This is a genomic window from Leisingera thetidis (assembly GCF_025857195.1).
Classification (GTDB): domain Bacteria; phylum Pseudomonadota; class Alphaproteobacteria; order Rhodobacterales; family Rhodobacteraceae; genus Leisingera; species Leisingera thetidis.
Window position 1 is genome coordinate 4124478 of sequence record NZ_CP109787.1, and the last position, 21627, is coordinate 4146104.

A 21627-nucleotide genomic window follows, 5' to 3' on the forward strand; every position below is an offset into this window, starting at 1 on the left:
GACTCTCTATAGGACGGCAGAGGGGTATTCACAAAGGGTCAGTTTGGCAGCCGCCGCAATCCGCTGATCCAAGTTTCGCGGCAACAGGGAAGGGCGCTGCCCCTCTTGAGCCTGCGGCTCAATTCACCCCGGGATATTTTTGGCCAGATGAAGACCGGATCCGGCAGCGAGGCGGCTCACAGGTGAAAGAAAACCCCGCAAGCAGTGCCTGCAGGGCTCTTATTCGGTCTCTAACCAGGCTTATTCCGCTGGCACGGCAGCCTGCTCCTGCATCACCGGATGCGTCAGCTTGTCGAGCATCTCCTTCGGGCAGACCTGCAGGAAGCTGGCCTTTTCGATGTCCCAGTGCTGCAGGATCTCCGCGGCCTTGCGGCTGCCGGTTTCCTGGTGGTGGCGTTCGATCAGGCTCTTCAGCTCTGCCTCCCAATGCGCCACGGTGACCGGGCAGATGACCAGCGATTCCATGTTCATCAGGGTCCCGGCCTTGCCCTCCGGGTCATAGAGATAGGCCATGCCGCCGGTCATGCCGGCGCCGAAGTTGGCACCAATCGAGCCGAGGATCACCGCAACGCCGCCTGTCATGTATTCACAGCCGTTGGAGCCGCAGCCCTCGATCACCACCGATGCGCCGGAGTTGCGCACCGCAAAACGCTCACCGGCGCGCCCCGCAGCAAACAGGTAGCCGTCGGTGGCGCCATACAGCACGGTGTTGCCGATAATAGTGTTTTCCGAGGCCACCAGCGGGCTGACCTGCGGCGGGCGCACCACGATGGTGCCGCCCGACAGGCCCTTGCCGACATAGTCGTTGGCGTCGCCCGACACTTCCAGTTTCAGACCCGGCGCGGCAAAGGCGCCCAGCGCCTGGCCTGCAGAGCCTTGCAGCTTTACCGTCAGGTGGTCCGGCTGGAACGAGTTCCGCATGCCGAAGTTGCGCACGATGTGGCTGGAGGTGCGGGTGCCGACGGTACGGTGGGTATTCTGCACCGCGTAGGACAGCTGCATCTTTTCGCCGTCCTGCAGGAAGCGGGCGGCATCCCGCACGATTTCCGCATCCAGCGTATCCGGCACCGCGTTGCGCTCCTTGTCGCGATTGTAGACGATGTTGGCGGAGCCATCGACGGTGATCAGCAGCGGGTTCAGGTCCAGGTCATCCAGATGGGCAGAACCGCGCGACACTTGCGCCAGCAGGTCGGCGCGGCCGATCACCTCGTCAAGCGACCGCGCGCCGATGGAGGCAAGGATCTCCCGCACTTCCTGGGCGTAGAAGGTGATAAGGTTCACCACCTTGTCGGCGTTTCCGGTGAATTTGGCGCGCAGGGATTCGTCCTGGGTGCAGACGCCCACCGGGCAGGTGTTGGACTGGCACTGGCGCACCATGATGCAGCCCATCGCGATCAGTGCCGCGGTGCCGATGCCGTATTCCTCGGCCCCCAGCATTGCCGCCATCACGATATCACGCCCGGTGCGCAGGCCGCCGTCGGTGCGCAGGGTCACCCGCTCGCGCAGGTTGTTCATCGCCAGCACCTGATGCGCCTCGGTGAGCCCCATCTCCCAAGGCAGGCCCGCGTATTTGATCGAGGTCGCCGGTGACGCCCCGGTGCCGCCGTTGTGACCCGAAATCAGGATGATGTCGGCTTTCGCCTTGGCGACGCCTGCCGCGATCGTGCCGACACCGGAGGAGGCCACCAGCTTCACCGTCACCTTGCAGCGCGGGTTGATCTGCTTCAGGTCGTAGATCAGCTGCGCCAGATCCTCGATCGAATAGATGTCGTGGTGCGGCGGCGGCGAGATCAGGGTCACGCCTTTGGTGGAGTGGCGCAGGCGGGCGATCAGGTCGGTGACCTTCATCCCCGGCAGCTGGCCGCCTTCGCCGGGTTTGGCACCCTGAGCCACCTTGATTTCCAGCTCTTCGCACTGGTTCAGATATTCCGCGGTGACGCCAAAGCGGCCCGACGCTACCTGCTTGATCTTGGCAGAGGGGTTGTCGCCGTTCGGTTCCGGCACGAAATGCGCCGGATCTTCGCCGCCCTCGCCGGAGTCCGACTTGGCACCGATCCGGTTCATCGCCACATTCAGCGTCTTGTGCGCCTCAGGCGACAGTGCCCCCAGCGACATGCCCGGGGTCACGAACCGCTTGCGGATTGCGGTGATGCTCTCCACTTCCTCCAGCGGAATCGCCTTGCCCAGCGGCTTGATCTGCAGCAGGTCGCGCAGGTGGATCGGCGGGTTCGACTGCATCTTGGCAGAATACTGCTTCCACAGCTCATAAGACGCGCGGTTGCAAGCCATCTGCATCATGTGCATCGAGGTCGCTTCCCAGGCGTGGGTCTCTCCTGACTTGCGCGCCTTGTAGAAACCGCCGATCGGCAGGATGCCTTCCTGCGTCTTCCAGGCCTTGGCGTGGATTTCCTCTGTCTTGGTCTGGATGCCCGTCACGCCGATGCCGGAAATGCGGCTGGTCATGCCCGGGAAATATTCGGCGCACATGGCACGGCTGAGGCCCACCGCCTCAAAGTTCAACCCGCCGCGGTAGGAGGACACCACCGAGATTCCCATCTTGGCCATGATCTTCAACAGACCCTGGTCGATGGCTTCTCGGTAGCGCGCGACGTTTTCGGTCAGGCTGCCGTCCAGCAAGCCGCGCTCAATGCGGTCGGCCAGCGAATCCTCGGCCAGGTAGGCGTTCACCACGGTGGCGCCGCAGCCGATCAGAACCGCAAAGTAATGCGGGTCGATGCATTCGGCGGAGCGCACGTTCAGCGAGCAGAAGGTCCGCAGCCCCTTGCGGGTCAGATGCGAATGCACGGCGGAGGTTGCCAGGATCATCGGCATCGCCACCTTGCCGGCGTCCGAAAACTGGTCGGTCAGCACGATATGCCCCGCGCCCGAGCGCACGGCTTCCTCAGCCTCGGCCCTGATCCGCTCCAGCGCCGCACTCAGCGATCCGCGGCCCGGTGCAAAGCTGCAGTCGATCTCGGCCAGCGGCGCATTGAACTGCTGCACCAGCTTGTCCCACTGGGCGTTGCCCACAAACGGGCTTTCCAGCACGATGATTTCGGTCTGGGAGCTGTCCTCGTCCAGCACGTTCTTGAGGTTGCCGAACCGGGTCTTCAGCGACATCACCCGGTATTCGCGCAAGCTGTCGATCGGCGGGTTGGTCACCTGGCTGAAGTTCTGGCGGAAGAAGTGGCTCAGCGGGCGGTACATCTTCGACAGCACGGCAGAGGGCGTGTCATCGCCCATCGAGGCCAGCGATTCCTTGCCGTCCTCGGCCATCGGCGTCAGGATCTGCTCCAGCTCCTCAATCGAATAGCCGGCCGCAACTTGGCGGCGGCGCAATTCCTCGCCGGTGAACAGCGGCTGCTCGGTGACGCTGGCCAGGGTTGTGTCCAGATCGTTGATCCGCTTGACCCAGTCGCCGAACGGCAGCGCCCGCGCCAGCTTGTCCTTGATCTCGGTATCGCGGAACAGCTTGCCCTTCTGCATGTCGACCGCCAGCATCTGGCCCGGACCCAGCGCGCCTTTTTCAACCACAGTCGCTTCGTCAATCGGCACCATGCCCGCCTCGGAACCGGCAATCACCAGCCCGTCGCCGGTGACCACATAGCGCATCGGGCGCAAGCCGTTGCGGTCCAGGCCCGCGCAAACCCAGCGGCCATCGGTCATCGCCAGTGCCGCGGGGCCGTCCCAGGGCTCCATCACCGAGTTGCAGTAGGAATACATGTCGCGCCAAGCCTGCGGCAGCTCCACCGCCTGCTTGGACCAGCTTTCCGGCACCAGCATGGTTTTCGCCATCGGCGCCGACCGGCCCGCGCGCACCAGAACCTCGAACACGCCATCCAGCGCCGCAGAGTCGGACGCGCCGCCCGGCACGATCGGCTTGATGTCCTCGGCATAGTCGCCAAAGGTCGCCGACGCCATGCGGATCTCATGGCTCTTCATCCAGTTCAGGTTGCCCTTCAGCGTGTTGATCTCGCCGTTGTGCGCCAGCATCCGGAACGGCTGCGCCAGCCACCACTGCGGGAAGGTGTTGGTGGAATACCGCTGGTGATAGATCGCGAATGCGCTCTCGAACCGTTCATCCATCAGGTCCGGGTAGAACACCGCCACCTGCTCCGCCAGCATCATCCCCTTGTAGATGATCGAACGGCAGGACAGCGACGCAATATAGAGGCCCGAAATCGCGGCGGCGTTGGCCGCCTTCTCGATCCGGCGGCGGATCACATAGAGCTCGCGCTCAAAGGTTTCCTCATCCACGCCTTTGGCGTTGGAGATCAGGATCTGCTCGATTTCCGGGCGGGTGGCATTGGCCTTTTCGCCCAGGCAGGTGACGTCCACCGGCACATGGCGCCAACCATATATCGAGTAGCCCATGCGCAACACTTCGGTCTCGACGATGGTCCGGCAGCGTTCCTGGGCGCCGAAATCGGTGCGCGGCAGGAACACCTGGCCCACCGCCATCAGCTCATTCTGGCGCGGCTCGTGGCCGGTGCGGCGGATCTGGTCATAGAAGAACGGCACCGGGATCTGCACATGGATGCCCGCGCCATCACCGGTCTTGCCGTCGGCATCCACCGCACCGCGGTGCCAGATCGCCTTCAGTGCATCGATGCCGGCCTCAACCACCTTGCGGCTTGCCTTGCCGTCCACCGAGACCACCAGGCCCACGCCGCAGGAGGAATGCTCCTCCTCCTCGGAATACAGGCCGTTCTCAGCCATCCACTTGCGCTTGGCTTCCTCGGCGCGCACCCAATCGGCATCATATTTGGTCATTGGCTGATTCCTTCTCCGGAAGGGGCAAACATGTCGATCACGTCAGCGCCGGTCAGTTTCCGGCAGCTGCTGTTGAACGCGTAGCCCTCTGGCTTCTTGTCGATGTAAAGTTCCAGGCGCAATTCATTGCCGCCTGCGTTTTCAAACAGGCCAGCCGACATTTGCGTCTGGCCCTTATGGTCTCCTGCGGTCATCCGGTACCACAACGCCGAGCCGCACTGGCTGCAGAACGCCCGCTCTGCCCAGTCCGACGACCGATAAGTCTGAACCGGACCCAACGCGGCGTAGCCGGGGGCAGCTTGAAAGCTCAGGTAGGGTCCACTGGCCCAGCGCTGGCACATTTCACAGTGACAGGCGGAAACGGACGCCTGAACCGGGGTGGCAGTGACGCTCACTGCGCCGCACATGCATTGTCCCTGCAATTCGCTCATGTCCATTGTCCTTCTGCTGGCTGGGCCAGCTGTACTGACCTTGCTGCGCTTCACTGCTGCTGCGCCGCTGCACTGTGGGTGCCGTGTTATTCCGCGGCCACCACGGCCCTGCTGTTGAAATTCTCCAGAATCGCCTCGGCGCAGTCGCGGCCGTCCTTGATTGCCCAGACCACAAGCGACGCGCCCCGCACGATGTCGCCCACCGCATAGACACCGTCCAGCTCGGTGGCGCCGGTCTTGAATGCGGCCTTGACGGTTCCCCAACGGGTCACCGGCAGCTCCGGCTGGTTCCACAGGACCGGCAGCTCTTCCGGCTCAAAGCCCAATGCCTTGATCACCAGATCAGCCTCTTCGACGTAATCCGCACCCTCGATCACCTCCGGCGCCTGGCGGCCCGAGGCATCCGGCTGGCCCAGGCGCATCTTCTGAACCATCACGCCTGCAACCTTGCCGCCATCATCGGTGAAACCCTTGGGTGCCGACAGCCATTCGAAGATCACGCCTTCTTCTTCGGCGTTCTGGGTCTCACGCTGCGAGCCCGGCATGTTGGCCCGGTCGCGGCGGTAGAGGCATTTGACGCTGGTCGCCCCCTGGCGAATCGAGGTCCGCACACAGTCCATCGCGGTATCACCGCCGCCGATCACCACAACCTTCTTGCCTTCGGCGTTCAGGCTGCCGTTGTCAAATTCCTCAACTTCGTCGCCAAAGCTCTTCTTGTTGGAGGCACACAGGAAGTCGATTGCCTTGACGATCCCTTCGGAACCGCTGCCCGGCATCGCCAGATCACGCGATTTGTAAACGCCGGTGGCGATGATCACCGCATCATGCTTGCTGCGAATCTCGTCAAAGGTGATGTCCTCACCGACATTGCAGTTCATCACGAAGGTGACGCCGCCATCGGCCAACAGCTTGTTGCGGCGCTCGACCACATCCTTTTCCAGCTTGAAGCTGGGAATGCCGTACATCAGCAGCCCGCCGGAGCGGTCGTAACGGTCATAGACGGTGACCTGCACCCCGGCCTTTCGCAGCATGTCCGCCGCGGCCAGACCGCCGGGACCGGCACCGATTATACCAACGCTCTCGCTGCGTTCTGCCAGCGGCGCCGCGGGCTTGACCCAGCCGTTTTCCCAGGCGGTGTCGGTGATGTATTTCTCGACCGAACCGATGGTGACAGTGCCGTGGCCCGATTGTTCGATGACGCAGTTGCCTTCGCACAGACGGTCCTGCGGGCAGATGCGGCCGCAGATCTCCGGGAAGGTGTTGGTAGCCTGAGAGGTGGCATAGGCCTCTTCCAGGCGGCCGGTGGCGGTCAGGCGCAGCCAGTCGGGGATATTGTTGTGCAGCGGACAGTGGCTCTGGCAATAGGGCACGCCGCACTGGCTGCAGCGGCTGGCCTGCTCCTCTGCCTTGGCGGCCGCATACTCCGCGTAAATCTCGTTGAAGTCTTCCTTGCGTACGCTCGCGTCACGCTTTTGAGGCATGTCGCGTTCGATCTGCACAAATTTCAGCATCGGTTGCTTGGCCACGGGCTGGACTCCATCGTTTGTCTGGCTGCGCGGGTACCTTTTCAGGTACAGGCACGCTTTATGTCAACTATACTGACCTATTTTGTCAGCGCTTTATTTCTGATACCGTCTTCAGCGGAAATGTACAGGTATTTTAGGTCCGTACCGGACCTTAATATGGACTTTCCAATCCGGAGCCGGGATTTATACAGAGTCACGACAGTTTACGGCCCGTCCGCGGCCAGCGAAGGATGATTTCAGGATGCCGCTTTTCCAACTGATCCTGGTTGCGCTGATCCAGGGCATCACTGAATTTCTGCCCGTTTCCTCCTCTGGCCACCTGATTCTGCTGCCTGGGCTGACCGGGCTGGAGGACCAAGGCCAGGTGATTGATGTCGCCGTGCATGTGGGAACCCTGGCCGCCGTGATGATCTATTTCTGGGCCGATGTCCGCCAGGGCCTGATCGGCCTGCCCCGAGCCCTGACGGGCCGCAGCGACACGCCCGGTTCCAAGCTCGCCATGGGGCTGATCGTCGCCACTGTTCCCACGGTCCTGTTCGGCGCGGTGCTGCATTTCACCGGGCTCAGCGATGCGCTGCGGTCGATGACGGTTATCGGCTGGACCATGCTGGGGTTCGGGCTGGTGCTGTACTGGGCCGACCAGAAAGGTGCCGAGGTGAAGCAGGCCGGCGACTGGGGCCTGCGCGATGCGCTGATCATGGGGCTGTGGCAGATGCTGGCGCTGATCCCCGGCACCTCGCGCTCCGGCATCACCATCACCGGCGCGCGCCAGCTTGGCTACACCCGCGAAGACGGTGCCCGCATTGCCATGCTGATGTCGGTCCCAACCATCATCGCATCAGGGGTGCTCTTGGGCACCGAGGTGGCGCTGGAGGCGGACACGGCCCTGATGCGGGACGCAGGAATTGCAGCGGTTCTGGCGATGCTGTCAGCCCTGGCCGCGCTTAGCCTGATGATGCGGCTGCTGCGCTCGGTCAGCTTCACACCTTATGTGATCTACCGGGTGATCCTGGGGGTTATCCTGCTCGCCATCGCCTACGGCAGCTGAGCCGGATACAAAAAAGCGCGGGGAAATCCCCGCGCTTTCCATTCCTTGAACCGATCAGCCGATCAGGCACCGTTGCGCAGATTTCGGGCTGAGTTGGTCATCTCGTCATACTGGCCGGAGGGGCGGAATTTCCACAGATAGTCCGGCAGCACCGCCTCCAGGCTGACCGGGCTGATGCCCAGATCGCCAAACCCCTTGGCGCCTTCATGGACCACATTGTCCGTCTTCAGGCTTCGCAGCTGGTCGCGGGTCAGCACCTTGTTTTCGATCAGCTGGAAGCTGGCCGCCTGCAGCATGTCGAACCCGAAGGCCACCAGCCAGGCAGCAGGACGCGGCAGCGACAGGACCAGGCGGCGGCGGTGGATCACCTCCAGCATCTGCTCCATCAGCGCCCGGAAGCTTTTGACTTCAGGACCTCCCAGCTCATAGATGCCGCTTTCGGCATCGCCCAGCGCGCCCTTGACCGCAGCCTTGGCCACATCGTCCACAAATACCGGCTGGAAGCCGGTGGCACAGCCGGCAATCGGCAGCACAGGTGACAGACGGGTCATGCCGGCAAAGCGGTTGAAGAACCCGTCTTCGGCCCCGAAGATCACCGACGGTCGCAGGATCACAGCGCCCGGGAAATGCTGTAGAACGGCCGCTTCGCCCGCGGCCTTGGTGCGGGAATAGTCGCTGGCCGCATCCGCATCGGCGCCAATCGCCGAGATATGCACCAGGCTGGAAACGCCCTCCTGCGATGCGATGCGGGCGATGCGGCCCGCGCCTTCTGCGTGCACGGCGCCGAATGTGTTCTTGCCCAGCTCGTTCAGCACACCGACGCAGTTCACCACCGCATCCGCGCCCTGCATCACCGCGGCCACCGACATGTCGTCGCGGACATTGCAGAACACCGGCTCCACCTGGCCCGGAACGCCGTAGGGCTTCACATGCATGGCTTCATTGGGCCGGCGCACCGCCACCCGCACCCGCCAGCCTTCCTTGGCCATGCGGCGCGCAATGTAGCGGCCCACGAATCCGGATCCGCCATAGATCGTGACCAGTTTGGACATCTTTTGGCTCCTGAACTTAGCTGCCTCTATGCTGTAGCGCCGCAAGGGGCGCCAAACAAGGCGCAAAACGTGGGATTACAGCCACAATGACCGCTGAATCCGCAAGGTCCGTTAAGCGTTTGCGTGAAATCCGCTGGCTTGGTTAACCCTGCCTTCAGCCCCGCCCAACTAAGGCAAATTGATGCACCCGAAACACCTGTTTCGGCGCTTGTTCAGGAGGCCGGTTCCAATGGTCAGCGCGCAGGACAAATCCCGGATCCGGCGGAGCTTCGAAAGCGAGCGGATGGATCTCGATGCCTTTGCGGCCGCGTTCTACGCCAAGTTTTTTGCCGCCTGCCCGGAAATCCGGCCGCTGTTTTCCTGGGATACGACCCAGCAGGAGGAAAAACGTCTGGCCTCTCTGGCGCATATTGCCGAGGCACTGGGCGATTCCGCAAGGCTGGACGCGATCCCCGAGCAGCAAGGCGCAATGCACCGCAATCTGGAGGCGTCGGATACCCATTTCAACGGCTTCATCGGCAGCTTCACCGGTGCCCTGTCGGAAACACTCAGGCCGGACTGGAGTGCGGAGACGGAACAGGCCTGGACCCGGTTCCTGACTAATGTCGCGGGCAAGATGAGCTTTCTGACGCCGCGCTAGGCCAACCCGGAAAACGCCATCTGCGCGCCGCCGGAAATGCGGCCGATTTCCATTTGACGCCTCTCGCGAACCGACTTATACGCCCTCCTCACGACACCTGCCCAGGTGGCGGAATTGGTAGACGCGCTAGCTTCAGGTGCTAGTGTCCGTATGGACGTGGAGGTTCGAGTCCTCTCCTGGGCACCATCCCCCGATTATCTCCTCCAAACCGGAACAGGCCGGTTCCGTATTGCCGGTTCCAACCCGTTTTCACGGCAGGCAGAACGGCAGGACCGCGCTGCCGCCCTTTGATGCTCGCAGGCTTAAATCAGTTCGGCTCTTTGACCGGATCCTGCGGCTGTGACACTGCTTCCTGATCCGTATCCAAAACCTCCGCCTCTGCAACCGTTTCCGATGCACTGTCTTCCAGCGCGCCAGTGATCAGCGGCAGCATATGGGCGGCTGCCAGGCTTGCCAATTCCGGTGTTTCCGGGCGCTTCCAGGTCAGGGTGTCGAAACTGGAACAGTGTTCGCAGACCGGCGCCCATTCCGCGTGAATGTGGTTGCAGCTATCACACACCCATTGCGGGCCGCGCGGCGCGCTCAGCGCCTTGGTCAGCCAGCCCTGCACCACTTTGCTGCTGCCGCCTTCGCCGCGTTCGATCGCGGCCATCAGGGTTAGCGCCCGCGCATCCGGAGCCCGTTCTGCCAAATCGCTCAGCCAGCGGCGGGCCTCTGGGAAGTCTTCCGCCACGATGTTCAGTTCGGCCATCACCAGCCGGGTTTCGTCATTCACCGGCTTGAGCCGGGCCAGCTGGTCAAACCGCTTGACGCGCTCCGCGGCGCTTTCCTCCGGTTCAACCTCGGCAAAGGCATGGGCCAGGTCGGGATGCGGCTGGCTTTCCCAGGTCTTTTTCAGCAGCCGGACTGCCGGACGTTTCTTGCCTTTGGCGATATAGGCGCGGGCTGCCATTGCTGCGGCGGGCACCAGATCCGGAGACAGGCGGTTGGCCTCGATCGCCTGCTCTTGCTGCTCGACCGCAGCGGTCTCATCCAGGATCACTCTGGAGGCCGACAATGCCAGCACCGCATCACGCCGTTTGAACACATCGCGCGGCAAGGTGCCGGTTTTCAGCTTGGTCGACAGTGTCTTGCGCGCGCCAGCCCAATCCTCGGCCTGTGCTTGCAGACGCAGCAGAGTGTCCTGCACTTCCTCATTCCTGGGGCGTAGCGCCAGCGCTTTTTCCGCCAGCTGCCGGGCGGTGTCGGTGTCGCCTTCGGACAGCTTCTGCTTCATGATCCCGCGCACCCCGACAAAGCGGGTCGGCTGGTTCGACAGCAGGCGCTTATAGGCCTCGGCAGCCTTGTGAGTGTCGCCACTCATCTCCGCCGCCTGGGCCACCAGAAGGTCCGTCAACTCGGGCTTTTGCAGGTATTTCTCCGCCCGCGCCGCTTTGGTCAGAGCCAAACGCCCCTCGCCCGACGCCAGCGCCATCAACCCATCGGACAGTGCCTGATACCCTTTGCGCTCACGACCCTTGTCCCAGAAACGCGACAAAGCGGTTTCATCGCCGTTCAGGAAGCGCAAGGTCGCAACCAGCAGCGAGAGCAGCTTCAGGAACAGCCAGAGGGAAACAACCAATACACCCAGCGCAATCACCGACTGCAGCAGGCTCAATGTGTACTCGGTGCCGGCAACGGTGACCTGCATTCCGCCTGCCATGTCCTTCAGCAAATACCCGCCAAAAGTCAGAAGTGCGACAACGGCAAGGAAAACGAGGACTTTCAACAACGACCAGAGCATATCGGCTTCCTTATTTGGCTTGCAGGCTTTGGGCCAGGTCAACGGCCGCGGCCACGGCGGCCACCCGCGCGCGGGCAGCAGCTTCCCAGCTGGACAGAGGCTCACGCGCGGCCTCCGGCAAGGCGGACAACTGCTCCAGCGCGTCCTGCACCTTGCCGGCCGCCACTGCCGCATCGGCGCGGGACAGAATGGCATCCGGATCATCGCCTTCGCGCGGGGTGACCGAGCGGGCCCCCAGATGGCGGTTCACATAATCAAGCAGCCCGCCGCCCGCCTTTGCTTTTTCACGAGCCGCGGACAAAGCCTCACGCGCCGCCGGGGCAAAACCGTCGCGCAGGGCAGAGATTGTGGCAACCCCGCTGTCTGCCGGACCGGACAGGGCCGCCGGAACCTCAACACCCAGACTTCCGAGTTCCTGCACGCTCGCCGCGTAGCTGTTGCCGCTGTCAAGGGCTGAGCGCAGCTGAGCCAGCTGAGTCTGAGCACTGGCAATCCGGGCGGCCTCGGCGCTCGCCGCATCCATCGCCTGAGCATCCGCCAGCATCTGTTCCACCTCGGAGCGCTGTGCTGCAAGACTTTCCTGCAGCTTGCCCAGTTCTTCTTCGAAGGCCGCCACGGCCTCCGGCGTCGCGCCTTCCAGCGGCCGGCTTTCCAGCGCAGTCACCCGAGCAGCCAAAGCCCCCAGATCCGCACGCAATGCCTCATCAGGAGTTTGCAAGGCCCGGGCAGCTTTCAGAGGTTCGATGTCTGCGGCCAGAGCCTCAACGCGGCTGGAGAGCGGCGCAAGGTCCGGGGCCTTGTTGGCGTCAACCTGCAGCTTCAATTCCGCAAGCTCTGCCTGCAGGTTTGACTGATTGGATTCCAGATCGGTCAGCTTAGTGCCGTTTCCCTGCAGCGACGGCGGCAGGATGCTGTCGAGCCAGCCGCCCTGACCGGCCGCAAAACCAACAGCCGCCGCCACCACGCCGCCTAGGAATGCGGAACCGAATCCGCCCCGTTTCTCAACCACACGTTCGATTTCGCGCGGTTCCGCTGCGGCAGCAGGTGCTGCCGGTTCACTGGAGAATCTGTCTTCCGCTGCGGCATCCCATCCGGTGGGCATCTCCCCGGTCTCGGTCTCGGTCTCGGTCTCGGTCTCGGTCTCGGTCTCGGTCTCGGTCTCGGAAATCAAGGGATCAGTTTCCTCAGATGAGTCAACCGCCTCGGCAGTGCTACCGCCGGTCAGATCCCCTTCAAGGGTTTCCGCGGCATCCTCTGCCGGCTGAGTTTCACCGGGGCCAGACTCGATCACGTCTTCCGGAGTTTTCTTGTCAGCCACGCCGGCCTCCCCCTCGATTCCTAAAATTTATTCCTGCGAACACGCCGGACACTACTCTGCGCGCCCCTTGCCCTCAAGCCGGGACAGCTGCGCTGCGGCATCAAGGACTGCCTCCGTCATGGCCAGTGCATCCGGCACCTTACTTACGCGCAACACTTTGAAATTCAATATTTTCAGCGGTTCCGCAACGGCCTGGCTTAAAGCAATCAGATGCAAATGCGAGGCATCTCCGCACAAATTGGCAAAATGACGCGCAGTTCTGGGCGAGAAAAGCGGCACGATCACGTCAGATTGCGCTGAAAGCACCGCCTGTGCTTCCGCTGGAAGCGGCAGAAGCACCTGATCATACACGATTTGCTCACGGCAAGGGATACCTCCATTTGCGAGCCGCGCGGCTATTGCGACACGGGCATGGGCTCCGCGCAAATGCAGCAACGGCCCTGCCCGAGGCTGGCTGAGCAGCGCTGCAACCAGATCGTCTGCGCAATGCCCCAGGCAGGCCGCCTTCCAACCCGCCTCAGCCGCAGCCCGAGCGGTGCGCTCCCCGACGCAATAGGCCGGCAGGCGCGTTTCGGTTTCACGTGAAGCGGCCGCCACCCCGTTGGCGGAGGTGAAGATCACGCCTGTTACACCGTTCATGGCAATCGGCGCCTGTGCAGGCCGGATTTCCATCAATGGCGCAAAGATCACCCGCAGCCCGGCCCGCTCCGGCCCGGGGAGACCGGCGACAAACCGCTCCGCCGCCGCCAGCGGTCGTGTCATCAGCAAAGGCACCATCGCGTGGCTCCCGGGATTGTTTGCAGGCCGCTTAGGTGGTAGCCCCGGCGGCAATTCGATGCAACGGTAAGACCATGACAAAGACCCTGACCATTCTGGGGCTGGAAAGCAGCTGCGACGACACCGCCGCCGCGGTTGTGCGGCAGGCTGACGGTGCCACGCCCGAAGTTCTGTCCTCGGTCGTCTTCGGCCAGACCGAACTGCACAGCGCCTTTGGCGGCGTGGTGCCGGAGATCGCCGCCCGCGCCCACGCCGAGAAACTGGACATCTGCGTCCGCGATGCCCTGTCAGAGGCCGGGCTGACGCTGAAGGATATCGATGCGGTAGCGGTGACCGCCGGCCCAGGGCTGATCGGCGGGGTGATGTCCGGTGTCATGTGCGCCAAGGGCATTGCCGCGGCCACCGGGCTGCCGCTGGTCGGCGTGAACCACCTGGCTGGCCATGCGCTGACCCCGCGGCTGACCGACGGGACTGCCTATCCCTATCTGATGCTGCTGGTCTCCGGCGGGCACTGCCAGTACCTGCTGGTCCGCGGACCTGAGGATTTCACCCGCCTGGGAGGCACCATCGACGATGCGCCGGGCGAGGCCTTTGACAAAACTGCCCGCCTGCTGGGTCTGCCGCAGCCGGGCGGCCCGTCGGTGCAGGCGGAAGCGGAAACCGGCGATCCAAAGCGCTTCCGCTTTCCGCGGCCTTTGCTTGACCGTCCGGACTGCAACCTGTCCTTTTCGGGCCTGAAAACCGCGCTGATGCGGATGCGGGATCAAATCACCGCAGAGAAAGGCGGACTGACCCGCCAAGACCGGGCGGACCTGTGTGCCGGTTTTCAGGCCGCGGTTGTCGACACGCTGGCTGAAAAAACCCGCCGTGCGATCCGCTTGTATTTGGAAGAGCAACCTGAGCAGCCAACCGTTGCCGCCGCCGGCGGCGTTGCGGCAAACAGTGCCATTCGCGCAGCGTTGGAGGCTGTTTGCGCGGAGGCAGGCGCCGCCTTCACCGCACCGCCACTGCGTTTGTGCACCGACAATGCGGCAATGATCGCTTATGCCGGGCTGGAGCGGTTCAAGGCCGGCGCGCGCGACAGGATGGACCTGGCCGCCCGCCCCCGCTGGCCGCTGGATCAGAGCAGTCCGGCCTTGATTGGATCCGGCCGCAAAGGAGCCAAAGCATGAGTGTTTCGGTATTGGGATCCGGAGCCTTTGGCACCGCATTGGCGATATCTCTGGCCGGCAACAGCCAGGTGACTCTGTGGGCACGCAATGCGATGAAGGCGCAAGCGATGCAGGACAGCCGCCGCAACGGAACCCGCCTGCCTGGCGTTGCGCTGCCTGAAGCCATCTCCATTACTGCTGATATTGCGGCAGCCTGCCGGTCTGACATTCTGCTGCTGGCGGTTCCAATGCAAATGCTGCGCAGTTCCTTGGAAGAGCACAAGGATCACTTGACCAGAAAAACGCTGGTTGCCTGCTGCAAGGGAATCGAGTTGCACACCGGACTTGGCCCGATAGCGGTCATCCGGAATGTCCTTCCTGACGCCTCTGCGGCATTGCTGACCGGACCGAGCTTTGCGGCGGATATCGCCCGTGGTCTGCCGACCGCGCTGACCCTTGCCTGCAGCGAAGCAGACCAGGGAAAGATATTGCAGGAACAGCTGACAACAGCCAACCTGCGGCTATACCGCACCACTGATATCATCGGTGCGGAGCTGGGCGGCGCTTTGAAAAACGTGATGGCCATTGCCTGCGGCGCGGTGATCGGCGCCGGGCTGGGCGACAGCGCCCGTGCAGCCCTGATGACACGCGGCTACGCGGAGATGCAGCGTATGGCGCTGGCCTGCGGCGCCAAACCCGAAACACTTGCCGGGCTATCAGGATTTGGCGATCTGGCCCTGACCTGCAGCTCCGACCTGTCCCGCAACTACCGGCTGGGCCTGTCCATCGGACGGGGAGAGCCCTTTGATTCCAGTATTACGGTGGAGGGCGCTGCCACAGCGCGGGCCGTGGCGGAAAAGGCAGACAGGATGCAATTGGACATGCCGGTCACCCAGACGGTAACCAATTTGCTCGATCAGCGCTTGACGATCAGCGAAGCTGCGGCACATTTGCTTAAAAGACCATTAAAAGAGGAATAAAATGCTCATCGCATTGATCGCCCGCGACAAACCCGGCCATTTGCAGACCCGCCTGGACAACCGTGACGCCCATCTGGCCTATATCAACGACACCGGAGCCGTGGCGCAGGCAGGCCCGCTGCTGGATCAGGATGGCAATATGGCGGGATCTCTGGTTATCCTTGACGTCGAAGACATGGCAGCCGGCGAGGCTTGGGCGGCAAACGACCCTTACAGCAAGGCGGGCCTCTTTGAAGCTGTCGAATTGATCACCTGGAAAAAGGTCATCGGCTGATGCGCTACTGGCTGTTCAAGTCCGAACCCTCCACCTGGAGCTGGGATGACCAGGTCTCCAAAGGCAGCGCGGGTGAGGAATGGGACGGCGTGCGCAACTACCAGGCGCGCAACTTCATGCGCGAAATGAAAATTGGCGACCGCGGCTTTTTTTATCACTCGCAGAAGGAAAAAGCAGTGGTCGGCATTGTCGAGGTCTGCGCCGAGGCCCATCCCGACAGCACAACCGTTGACGACCGCTGGGAATGCGTCGACATCAAGGCGGTGCGCCCTTTTAGCAAGCCTGTGAGTCTTGATCAGATCAAATCCGATCCGCGTCTGGAGGAGATGGTTCTGGTCAAGAATTCCCGCCTGTCGGTGCAGCCGGTGAGCGAGGCCGAGTGGGCCGCCGTCTGCGCGCTGGGGGAGACAGATCCCGGCTGATCTGCCAATCTGCTCCTCAAGTGGCTGACACCATTGAGAGGAGCATCATGGAATTTCTGAATGTGATTGCGGCGGCAGCGGCGGCATTTGCCTTGGGTGCCGGCTACTATGGCGCCCTGGCCAAACCTTGGGTCGAGGCGTCCGGTGTCGAGTGTGACGAGACCGGCAGACCGAAGGGCGGCCAGAGCCCGGTGATCTTTGCCTTGGCCTTTGTTCTGCAGCTGATCGTGGCGGGCATGATGCGCCACGTGTTCACCCTGTCCGGCATCGACACCCTGGGCGCCGGGCTGATTGGCGGCGCCGGCATCGGGCTGTTCTTCATCAGCCCCTGGATTGCACTCAACAACATGTATGGGATGCGTCCCGTTAAGCTGACGCTGATCGACGGCGGCTATGCTACTTTGGCCTGCGCAGCCGCCGGCCTGGTGCTGACCCTGTTTTGAGGTGACAGGTTTAAAATGTCAGGGGTCTGAAATGAAAAAGGGAAGGACCTGAGGACAATCAGGACCTTCCCTTCCACCCCGCGTGCTCCACAATCCACCACACGCGTATGAAAATCTGGTTCCTGGCCGTCCTGGCCGGTGTCTTAGGTATAGGCGCTCTGTGCCCGATTCCGCAAAGCAATAACCCGGACAATGCGAGTTAAATCGGAACCGCCTCCAGGGCTCGGCGATTCTTAAGGGACCCTTCTGGCAGCAGCGCGCCTCTTGACAGGCAGCGCCTATATTTAACAATATAGTTAATTATATTGCTTGCCAGCCAGGAAGGGCACGTCATGTCTGTTAGCCTCCCCAACGAAAGCGCCGCCTACCGAGCCGCCCGCAAAAATTTGCTGGAGGCTGAACTCGCACTGCGGGCGCAGACCGAAGAAGTTGCCAGACTGCGCCGTGCCCTTCCTTCCGGCGGCAAGATTGCGGAGAATTACATATTCCGCAGCACCAGCGGTACTGCAATGTCCATTCAGGACCTGTTTGGCAGCCGCAACACGCTGGCTATCTACTCACTTATGTACGGGCCAAGCGCCAAAAAGGCCTGCCCGATGTGTTCCGCCTTTCTGGACGGCATGCGCGGGCAGATCTCCCACGTGGAGGCGCGTATGGGTTTTGCGGTTGTCGCACAATCTTCGCCGAAGCGGCTGGCCATGCTGCAGGCGGAAAAAGGTTGGCAGGACTTGCCGCTCTATTCCGCAGAGGCCACCAGCTACCAGCGGGACTATCTGGCAGAGGACGACGGCGGCGCGCAGCTGCCGATGCTGCACGTCTTCGCAAAGTCCGAGGATGGCATCCGGCATTTCTGGGGGTCTGAAATGTTCTTTGAGCCCAGCCCATGGCAACCGCGCCATATCGATGCCCTGTGGCCGATGTGGAACTTGTTCGACCTCACGCCCGAAGGCCGCGGCGGCCACATGCCCAGCTAGGGCCGACAGGCTGACCGCAAAGAAGAAGCGCCGCCGGACCGCTCCAGCGGCGCTGACTTTTCCTGACACACCAGCTTAGTAGCGGTAGTGCTCCGGCTTGAACGGGCCTTCCGGCTTGACGCCGATATAGGCGGCCTGCTCGGCGCTCAGTTCGGTCAGTTTGACGCCGATGCGGCCCAGGTGCAGCCGGGCGACTTTCTCGTCCAGATGCTTGGGCAGAATGTAGACGTCATTGTTGTAGTGGTCGCCGCGGGTCCACAGCTCGATCTGGGCCAGAACCTGGTTGGTGAAGGAGGCGGACATCACGAAAGACGGGTGGCCGGTGGCGTTGCCGAGGTTCAGCAGGCGGCCTTCGGACAGCAGGATGATGCGGCTGCCCGAGGGCATCTCGATCATATCCACCTGGTCCTTGATGTTGGTCCACTTGTGGTTCTTCAGCGCCGCGACCTGGATCTCGTTGTCGAAGTGGCCGATGTTGCCGACAATCGCCATGTCCTTCATCTCGCGCATGTGCTCGATGCGGATCACGTCCTTGTTGCCGGTGGTGGTGATGAAGATATCGGCAGAGGACACGACGTCCTCGAGAAGCACCACTTCAAAACCGTCCATCGCGGCCTGCAACGCGCAGATCGGGTCGGCTTCGGTGACTTTCACCCGGGCGCCTGCACCGCGCAGGGAGGCGGCAGAGCCTTTGCCCACGTCGCCATAGCCGCAGACCACGGCAACCTTGCCGGCCATCATGGTGTCGGTGGCGCGGCGGATGCCGTCGACCAGCGATTCCTTGCAGCCGTATTTATTGTCGAACTTGGATTTGGTGACCGAGTCGTTGACGTTGATCGCCGGGAACGGCAGCTGGCCGTTTTTCTGCAGGTCATACAGACGGTGAACACCGGTGGTGGTTTCCTCGGAAACGCCGAGGATCGCGTCGCGGGTCTTGGTGAACCAGCCGGGCGAGGCTTCCATGCGCTTGGCGATCTGCGCCTTGATGACGGCCTCTTCCTCGGACTGCGGCACCGGGATGATGTCCTCGCCGGCTTCAGCCCGCGCACCCAGCAGCACATAAAGCGTGGCGTCGCCGCCGTCGTCGAGGATCAGGTTGGCGCCTTCCGGGAACATGAAGGACTTGTCGAGGTAATCCCAATGCTCTTCCAGAGACTGGCCCTTGATGGCAAAAACCGGAATGCCGGCTTCGGCAATTGCTGCGGCGGCGTGGTCCTGTGTCGAGAAAATGTTGCAGGACGCCCAGCGCACATCCGCGCCCAGCGCCACCAGCGTTTCGATCAGCACCGCCGTCTGGATGGTCATGTGCAGCGAGCCGACGATGCGCGCGCCTTTCAGCGGTTTGCTTTCGCCGTATTCCTCGCGCAGGGCCATCAGTCCCGGCATTTCGGTTTCGGCAATGTCCAGCTCCTTGCGGCCAAAGCCTGCCAGCGCGATGTCCTTGACGATATAATCCCCGGCCATAGTCTGCTCCATTCCGGTTACGAGTACACTTGCAGCAGGGCGTAACACTGCAATTGTTGATATTCAACGAAGATACCCGCAGCCGGAGCCTCAGGCCCTGGCTTTTTATTGTCGGTCAGGCTGTAGGGGGAAGCCTGTCAGGCTGCCAAAGTCAGCTTGGCGTGCCTGGATCCGGCGCTTTGTCCGTAATGTGGAAAAAGGAGGAACCGGTTGCAACAACGCAGCTGATCCCGTTTGCATGTGTAACCAAAACGGTAAAGGTTCCAGTTTCATCCGACGACCAGACCTCGATCACAGTGGCTTCGGGCCGGCTTTTCTGCAATCCGCCGGCGGTCAGCCGTTCGGAGTATCCGCTTTCCAGCTTCTGGGTCATGATCTCACGGTCGCCGCAGCTGGCTGCCCAGACAGGCGGCGCTGTTGCAGCCATGCCGAACAACAGGGAAAGACCAAGTAGACGCTTGAACATGACAAACTCCTTTCTGTTGCGTGTCACATCACGAAAAGGGGTTTGCCGCAGGGTGGGGGCGGTGCCCCTTGGATACATATAATATTGGTGCAGGCGGCATCTTTTTCAAACCCGCGGGGCGTAAACACCCCGTTTCCATCCGTGTTCGTGCCACAGCAGCAGGCATTGCCCGGCCCTGCTTCAGCAGGTAGTCAGAAAGGAGATTACAGTGACAGGACACGCACATGCCCGCCAAACCCGCCCGCGCCTGGCAGCGTATGCTCTCCGGCCGCCGCCTGGATCTGCTGGATCCGACACCGGTGGATATAGAGATCCAGGATATTGCCCACGGGCTGGCCTTTGTGGCGCGCTGGAACGGCCAGACGATGGGCGATTTTGCCTATTCGGTGGCTGAGCATTCGCTGCTGGTGGAGGACATCTATGGCCGGATGCACCCCAACGCTCCGGTCAAATGGCGGCTGGCGGCACTGCTGCATGATGCGCCGGAGTATGTGATCGGCGACATGATTTCGCCAGTGAAAGCCGCAGTGGGTCCGGGCTATGGCGAGCTGGACCAGCGGCTGACCGCAGCCATCCATCTGCGGTTCGGGCTGCCCGCAGCCCTGCCCAAGACAGTGAAGGCGCAGATCAAGCGCGCCGACAAGGTCAGCGCCTGGATGGAGGCTGTGCAGATCGCCGGGTTTTCACAGCAGGAAGCGGGCCGCTTTTTCGGCCGCCCGAAACCGGAGATCGTGGACGGCCTGGACATCGTGCTGCGTCCGCCAGTCGAAACCCGGATGGCATTTCTCGGTCGCCACGCGGATCTGATGGCACAGCTCTGACGGTCAGCGGGGGCTGCGCTTGGCCAGGATCCTCTGCAGCGTGCGGCGGTGCATGTTCAGCCGCCGTGCGGTCTCCGAGACATTGCGGTCGCACAGCTCATAAATCCGCTGGATATGCTCCCAGCGCACCCGGTCGGCGCTCATCGGGTTTTCCGGCGGCGGCGGCAGCTCATCGCCGCTGGCCAGCAGCGCATTCATGATGTCGGTGGCATCGGCGGGCTTGGACAGGTAGTCGGTTGCGCCGATTTTGACCGCGGCGACCGCGGTGGCGATGGCGCCATAGCCGGTCAGCACCACAACCCGGCTGTCGGGCCGTTTCTCGCGCAGCACCTCGACCACATCCAGGCCGTTGCCGTCTTCCAGCCGCAAATCAACCACCGCATAGGCCGGCGGGCGGGCGGTGGCGATAGCGCTGCCTGCGGCAACGGAGCCAGCAGTCTCCACCTCGAAGCCGCGTTTCTCCATTGCCTTGGCCAAACGCCGCAGAAACGGCTCGTCGTCATCGACCAGCAGCAGCGTCTTGTCGGGTCCAATGTCCTGCAGAGCAGTTTCGGCCATGCCCGGTCCTCCGCGAAGTTTTTCAGTTCACGCAAGAATATGTCCGGGCAAGGGGAAAGGTCAAACAGCTATCCTGCTTCAGATTTTCCCGACAAAGCAGGCGGTCTTGTCAGCCATCTGCTCTGCCGTTTCATCGCGCCGGAAGAACTCCACGAACCCCTCTTCGGGCAGCACCAGGTAGGAAAAGGTGGAATGGTCGACCAGATAGTAATCCTCATCACCCTCATTCTTCTTGAAGTAGGTTTTGTAGGCCTTGCTGGCCGCCTTTACCTGCTCCAGGGAACCCGTCAGGCCAATCATCTTTTCGTGCAGGTTTTCCGCAAAATCACCAACAGCTTCAGGGGTATCGCGGTCCGGGTCGATGGAAATGAACACCGGAGTCACACTGATGCCGCGCTCGGCCAGCACATCGACGGCATCGGCGTTGCGGGCTGAATCCATCGGGCAGACGTCGGGGCAGAAGGTGTAACCGAAATAGACAATTGACGGCTCGGTGATCACATCTTTGTCGGTGACGGTCTCGCCCCTGGCGTTGACCAGCTCGAACGGCCCGCCAATGGTATCGGTACCGCCGGCGATCTGGCTGCTGCGGCACTGTGCGAATTTGTCACCCCCATTGCCTCCCTGCGTCAGAAACCAGGCGCCGCCCACCAGGGCAGCAACAAAAGCAGCAGCAAAAAGAGCATAAACGCGGGTCATGAGATCACACTTTTCGTGAGGGAAGGG

20 protein-coding genes and 1 tRNA gene are annotated in these 21627 nt (G+C 62.4%); 10 read left to right on the forward strand and 11 right to left on the reverse strand.

What is annotated here, in order from left to right; all coding sequences use genetic code 11:
* Window positions 1-240: 240 nt before the first annotated feature.
* The 3 genes from gltB to OKQ63_RS19880 form a co-directional block, all read right to left on the reverse strand.
* A complete protein-coding gene (gene gltB / locus OKQ63_RS19870) occupies window positions 241-4773 on the reverse strand; it encodes a glutamate synthase large subunit (RefSeq protein WP_264211741.1) in 4533 nt (1510 codons plus the stop codon).
* Window positions 4770-5204: a GFA family protein gene (locus OKQ63_RS19875; protein ID WP_264211742.1), complete on the reverse strand. Its 435-nt coding sequence runs from the start codon at window positions 5202-5204 to the stop codon at window positions 4770-4772. Before OKQ63_RS19875 ends, gltB begins: the two co-directional genes overlap by 4 nt.
* Window positions 5205-5290: 86 nt before the next feature.
* Window positions 5291-6730 (reverse strand): NAD(P)-dependent oxidoreductase, encoded by a 1440-nt coding sequence (locus OKQ63_RS19880; RefSeq protein ID WP_264211743.1) that lies wholly within the window; start codon window positions 6728-6730, stop codon window positions 5291-5293.
* Between the two features lie 241 nt (window positions 6731-6971).
* On the opposite strand from OKQ63_RS19880, the gene OKQ63_RS19885 reads away from it, so the two are divergent.
* Window positions 6972-7778 carry an undecaprenyl-diphosphate phosphatase gene (locus OKQ63_RS19885; RefSeq protein ID WP_264211744.1) on the forward strand — a complete coding sequence of 269 codons (807 nt, stop codon included), beginning with the start codon at window positions 6972-6974 and terminating at the stop codon, window positions 7776-7778.
* A 62-nt stretch (window positions 7779-7840) separates the two neighbouring features.
* Here OKQ63_RS19885 and OKQ63_RS19890 read toward each other — a convergent pair whose 3' ends face one another.
* On the reverse strand, window positions 7841-8830 hold the full coding sequence (locus OKQ63_RS19890) for a complex I NDUFA9 subunit family protein (RefSeq protein ID WP_264211745.1): 990 nt from the start codon (window positions 8828-8830) through the stop codon (window positions 7841-7843).
* Between the two features lie 229 nt (window positions 8831-9059).
* Between OKQ63_RS19890 and OKQ63_RS19895 the strand changes: the two genes are divergently transcribed.
* Window positions 9060-9470 (forward strand): globin domain-containing protein, encoded by a 411-nt coding sequence (locus OKQ63_RS19895; RefSeq protein WP_264211746.1) that lies wholly within the window; start codon window positions 9060-9062, stop codon window positions 9468-9470.
* Window positions 9471-9569: 99 nt separating this feature from the next.
* Window positions 9570-9656: transfer RNA gene (locus OKQ63_RS19900), tRNA-Leu, on the forward strand.
* A gap of 121 nt (window positions 9657-9777) precedes the next feature.
* On the opposite strand, the gene OKQ63_RS19905 is transcribed toward OKQ63_RS19900, so the two are convergent.
* The 3 genes from OKQ63_RS19905 to OKQ63_RS19915 are packed head-to-tail and all read right to left on the reverse strand — an operon-like array spanning window position 9778 to window position 13348.
* Complete coding sequence (locus OKQ63_RS19905; RefSeq protein ID WP_264211747.1) at window positions 9778-11253, reverse strand: heme biosynthesis protein HemY; 1476 nt, start codon at window positions 11251-11253, stop codon at window positions 9778-9780.
* A 10-nt stretch (window positions 11254-11263) separates the two neighbouring features.
* Window positions 11264-12571 carry a COG4223 family protein gene (locus tag OKQ63_RS19910; RefSeq protein WP_264211748.1) on the reverse strand — a complete coding sequence of 436 codons (1308 nt, stop codon included), beginning with the start codon at window positions 12569-12571 and terminating at the stop codon, window positions 11264-11266.
* Between the two features lie 51 nt (window positions 12572-12622).
* Complete coding sequence (locus OKQ63_RS19915) at window positions 12623-13348, reverse strand: uroporphyrinogen-III synthase (protein ID WP_264213960.1); 726 nt, start codon at window positions 13346-13348, stop codon at window positions 12623-12625.
* A gap of 74 nt (window positions 13349-13422) precedes the next feature.
* On the opposite strand from OKQ63_RS19915, the gene tsaD reads away from it, so the two are divergent.
* From tsaD to OKQ63_RS19945, 6 genes are all read left to right on the forward strand, one after another.
* Window positions 13423-14520 carry a tRNA (adenosine(37)-N6)-threonylcarbamoyltransferase complex transferase subunit TsaD gene (gene tsaD, locus OKQ63_RS19920; protein WP_264211749.1) on the forward strand — a complete coding sequence of 366 codons (1098 nt, stop codon included), beginning with the start codon at window positions 13423-13425 and terminating at the stop codon, window positions 14518-14520.
* The gene (locus OKQ63_RS19925; RefSeq protein WP_264211750.1) at window positions 14517-15479 is read left to right on the forward strand and encodes an NAD(P)H-dependent glycerol-3-phosphate dehydrogenase; all 963 of its coding nucleotides are present in this window, start codon (window positions 14517-14519) and stop codon (window positions 15477-15479) included. The genes tsaD and OKQ63_RS19925 overlap by 4 nt, the downstream gene beginning before the upstream one ends.
* A 1-nt stretch (window position 15480) precedes the next feature.
* Window positions 15481-15753: a YciI family protein gene (locus OKQ63_RS19930; protein ID WP_264211751.1), complete on the forward strand. Its 273-nt coding sequence runs from the start codon at window positions 15481-15483 to the stop codon at window positions 15751-15753.
* Window positions 15753-16175, forward strand: coding sequence for an EVE domain-containing protein (locus OKQ63_RS19935; protein WP_264211752.1), 423 nt, complete (start codon window positions 15753-15755; stop codon window positions 16173-16175). Before OKQ63_RS19930 ends, OKQ63_RS19935 begins: the two co-directional genes overlap by 1 nt.
* Window positions 16176-16222: 47 nt before the next feature.
* The gene (locus OKQ63_RS19940; protein WP_264211753.1) at window positions 16223-16618 is read left to right on the forward strand and encodes a DUF1761 domain-containing protein; all 396 of its coding nucleotides are present in this window, start codon (window positions 16223-16225) and stop codon (window positions 16616-16618) included.
* A gap of 332 nt (window positions 16619-16950) precedes the next feature.
* Entirely contained in the window at window positions 16951-17592 is a 642-nt protein-coding gene (locus OKQ63_RS19945; protein ID WP_264211754.1) for a DUF899 family protein, read from the forward strand.
* A gap of 75 nt (window positions 17593-17667) precedes the next feature.
* Here OKQ63_RS19945 and ahcY read toward each other — a convergent pair whose 3' ends face one another.
* Together ahcY and OKQ63_RS19955 are read right to left on the reverse strand one after the other, a co-directional pair.
* A complete protein-coding gene (gene ahcY / locus OKQ63_RS19950; RefSeq protein WP_264211755.1) occupies window positions 17668-19056 on the reverse strand; it encodes an adenosylhomocysteinase in 1389 nt (462 codons plus the stop codon).
* A 151-nt stretch (window positions 19057-19207) separates the two neighbouring features.
* Window positions 19208-19522, reverse strand: coding sequence for a hypothetical protein (locus OKQ63_RS19955; protein ID WP_264211756.1), 315 nt, complete (start codon window positions 19520-19522; stop codon window positions 19208-19210).
* A gap of 224 nt (window positions 19523-19746) precedes the next feature.
* Between OKQ63_RS19955 and OKQ63_RS19960 the strand changes: the two genes are divergently transcribed.
* Window positions 19747-20343, forward strand: coding sequence for an HD family hydrolase (locus OKQ63_RS19960; RefSeq protein ID WP_264211757.1), 597 nt, complete (start codon window positions 19747-19749; stop codon window positions 20341-20343).
* Between the two features lie 3 nt (window positions 20344-20346).
* Here the strand turns inward: OKQ63_RS19960 and OKQ63_RS19965 are convergent, their stop codons facing one another.
* Both OKQ63_RS19965 and OKQ63_RS19970 read right to left on the reverse strand, forming a co-directional pair.
* On the reverse strand, window positions 20347-20901 hold the full coding sequence (locus OKQ63_RS19965; RefSeq protein WP_039126394.1) for an ActR/PrrA/RegA family redox response regulator transcription factor: 555 nt from the start codon (window positions 20899-20901) through the stop codon (window positions 20347-20349).
* 78 nt (window positions 20902-20979) lie between these two features.
* A complete protein-coding gene (locus tag OKQ63_RS19970) occupies window positions 20980-21600 on the reverse strand; it encodes an SCO family protein (protein WP_264211758.1) in 621 nt (206 codons plus the stop codon).
* Window positions 21601-21627: the final 27 nt, after the last annotated feature.

What these genes read in the sequence shown, in the direction of transcription:
- gltB (WP_264211741.1), bottom strand. Translation starts at nt 4,773, where the DNA reads ATGACCAAATATGATGCCGATTGGGTGCGCGCCGAGGAAGCCAAGCGC.
- OKQ63_RS19875 (WP_264211742.1), bottom strand. Translation starts at nt 5,204, where the DNA reads ATGAGCGAATTGCAGGGACAATGCATGTGCGGCGCAGTGAGCGTCACT.
- OKQ63_RS19885 (WP_264211744.1), top strand. Translation starts at nt 6,972, where the DNA reads ATGCCGCTTTTCCAACTGATCCTGGTTGCGCTGATCCAGGGCATCACT.
- OKQ63_RS19890 (WP_264211745.1), bottom strand. Translation starts at nt 8,830, where the DNA reads ATGTCCAAACTGGTCACGATCTATGGCGGATCCGGATTCGTGGGCCGC.
- OKQ63_RS19895 (WP_264211746.1), top strand. Translation starts at nt 9,060, where the DNA reads ATGGTCAGCGCGCAGGACAAATCCCGGATCCGGCGGAGCTTCGAAAGC.
- OKQ63_RS19905 (WP_264211747.1), bottom strand. Translation starts at nt 11,253, where the DNA reads ATGCTCTGGTCGTTGTTGAAAGTCCTCGTTTTCCTTGCCGTTGTCGCA.
- OKQ63_RS19915 (WP_264213960.1), bottom strand. Translation starts at nt 13,348, where the DNA reads ATGGTGCCTTTGCTGATGACACGACCGCTGGCGGCGGCGGAGCGGTTT.
- tsaD (WP_264211749.1), top strand. Translation starts at nt 13,423, where the DNA reads ATGACAAAGACCCTGACCATTCTGGGGCTGGAAAGCAGCTGCGACGAC.
- OKQ63_RS19925 (WP_264211750.1), top strand. Translation starts at nt 14,517, where the DNA reads ATGAGTGTTTCGGTATTGGGATCCGGAGCCTTTGGCACCGCATTGGCG.
- OKQ63_RS19930 (WP_264211751.1), top strand. Translation starts at nt 15,481, where the DNA reads ATGCTCATCGCATTGATCGCCCGCGACAAACCCGGCCATTTGCAGACC.
- OKQ63_RS19935 (WP_264211752.1), top strand. Translation starts at nt 15,753, where the DNA reads ATGCGCTACTGGCTGTTCAAGTCCGAACCCTCCACCTGGAGCTGGGAT.
- OKQ63_RS19940 (WP_264211753.1), top strand. Translation starts at nt 16,223, where the DNA reads ATGGAATTTCTGAATGTGATTGCGGCGGCAGCGGCGGCATTTGCCTTG.
- OKQ63_RS19945 (WP_264211754.1), top strand. Translation starts at nt 16,951, where the DNA reads ATGTCTGTTAGCCTCCCCAACGAAAGCGCCGCCTACCGAGCCGCCCGC.
- ahcY (WP_264211755.1), bottom strand. Translation starts at nt 19,056, where the DNA reads ATGGCCGGGGATTATATCGTCAAGGACATCGCGCTGGCAGGCTTTGGC.
- OKQ63_RS19955 (WP_264211756.1), bottom strand. Translation starts at nt 19,522, where the DNA reads ATGTTCAAGCGTCTACTTGGTCTTTCCCTGTTGTTCGGCATGGCTGCA.
- OKQ63_RS19960 (WP_264211757.1), top strand. Translation starts at nt 19,747, where the DNA reads ATGCCCGCCAAACCCGCCCGCGCCTGGCAGCGTATGCTCTCCGGCCGC.
- OKQ63_RS19965 (WP_039126394.1), bottom strand. Translation starts at nt 20,901, where the DNA reads ATGGCCGAAACTGCTCTGCAGGACATTGGACCCGACAAGACGCTGCTG.
- OKQ63_RS19970 (WP_264211758.1), bottom strand. Translation starts at nt 21,600, where the DNA reads ATGACCCGCGTTTATGCTCTTTTTGCTGCTGCTTTTGTTGCTGCCCTG.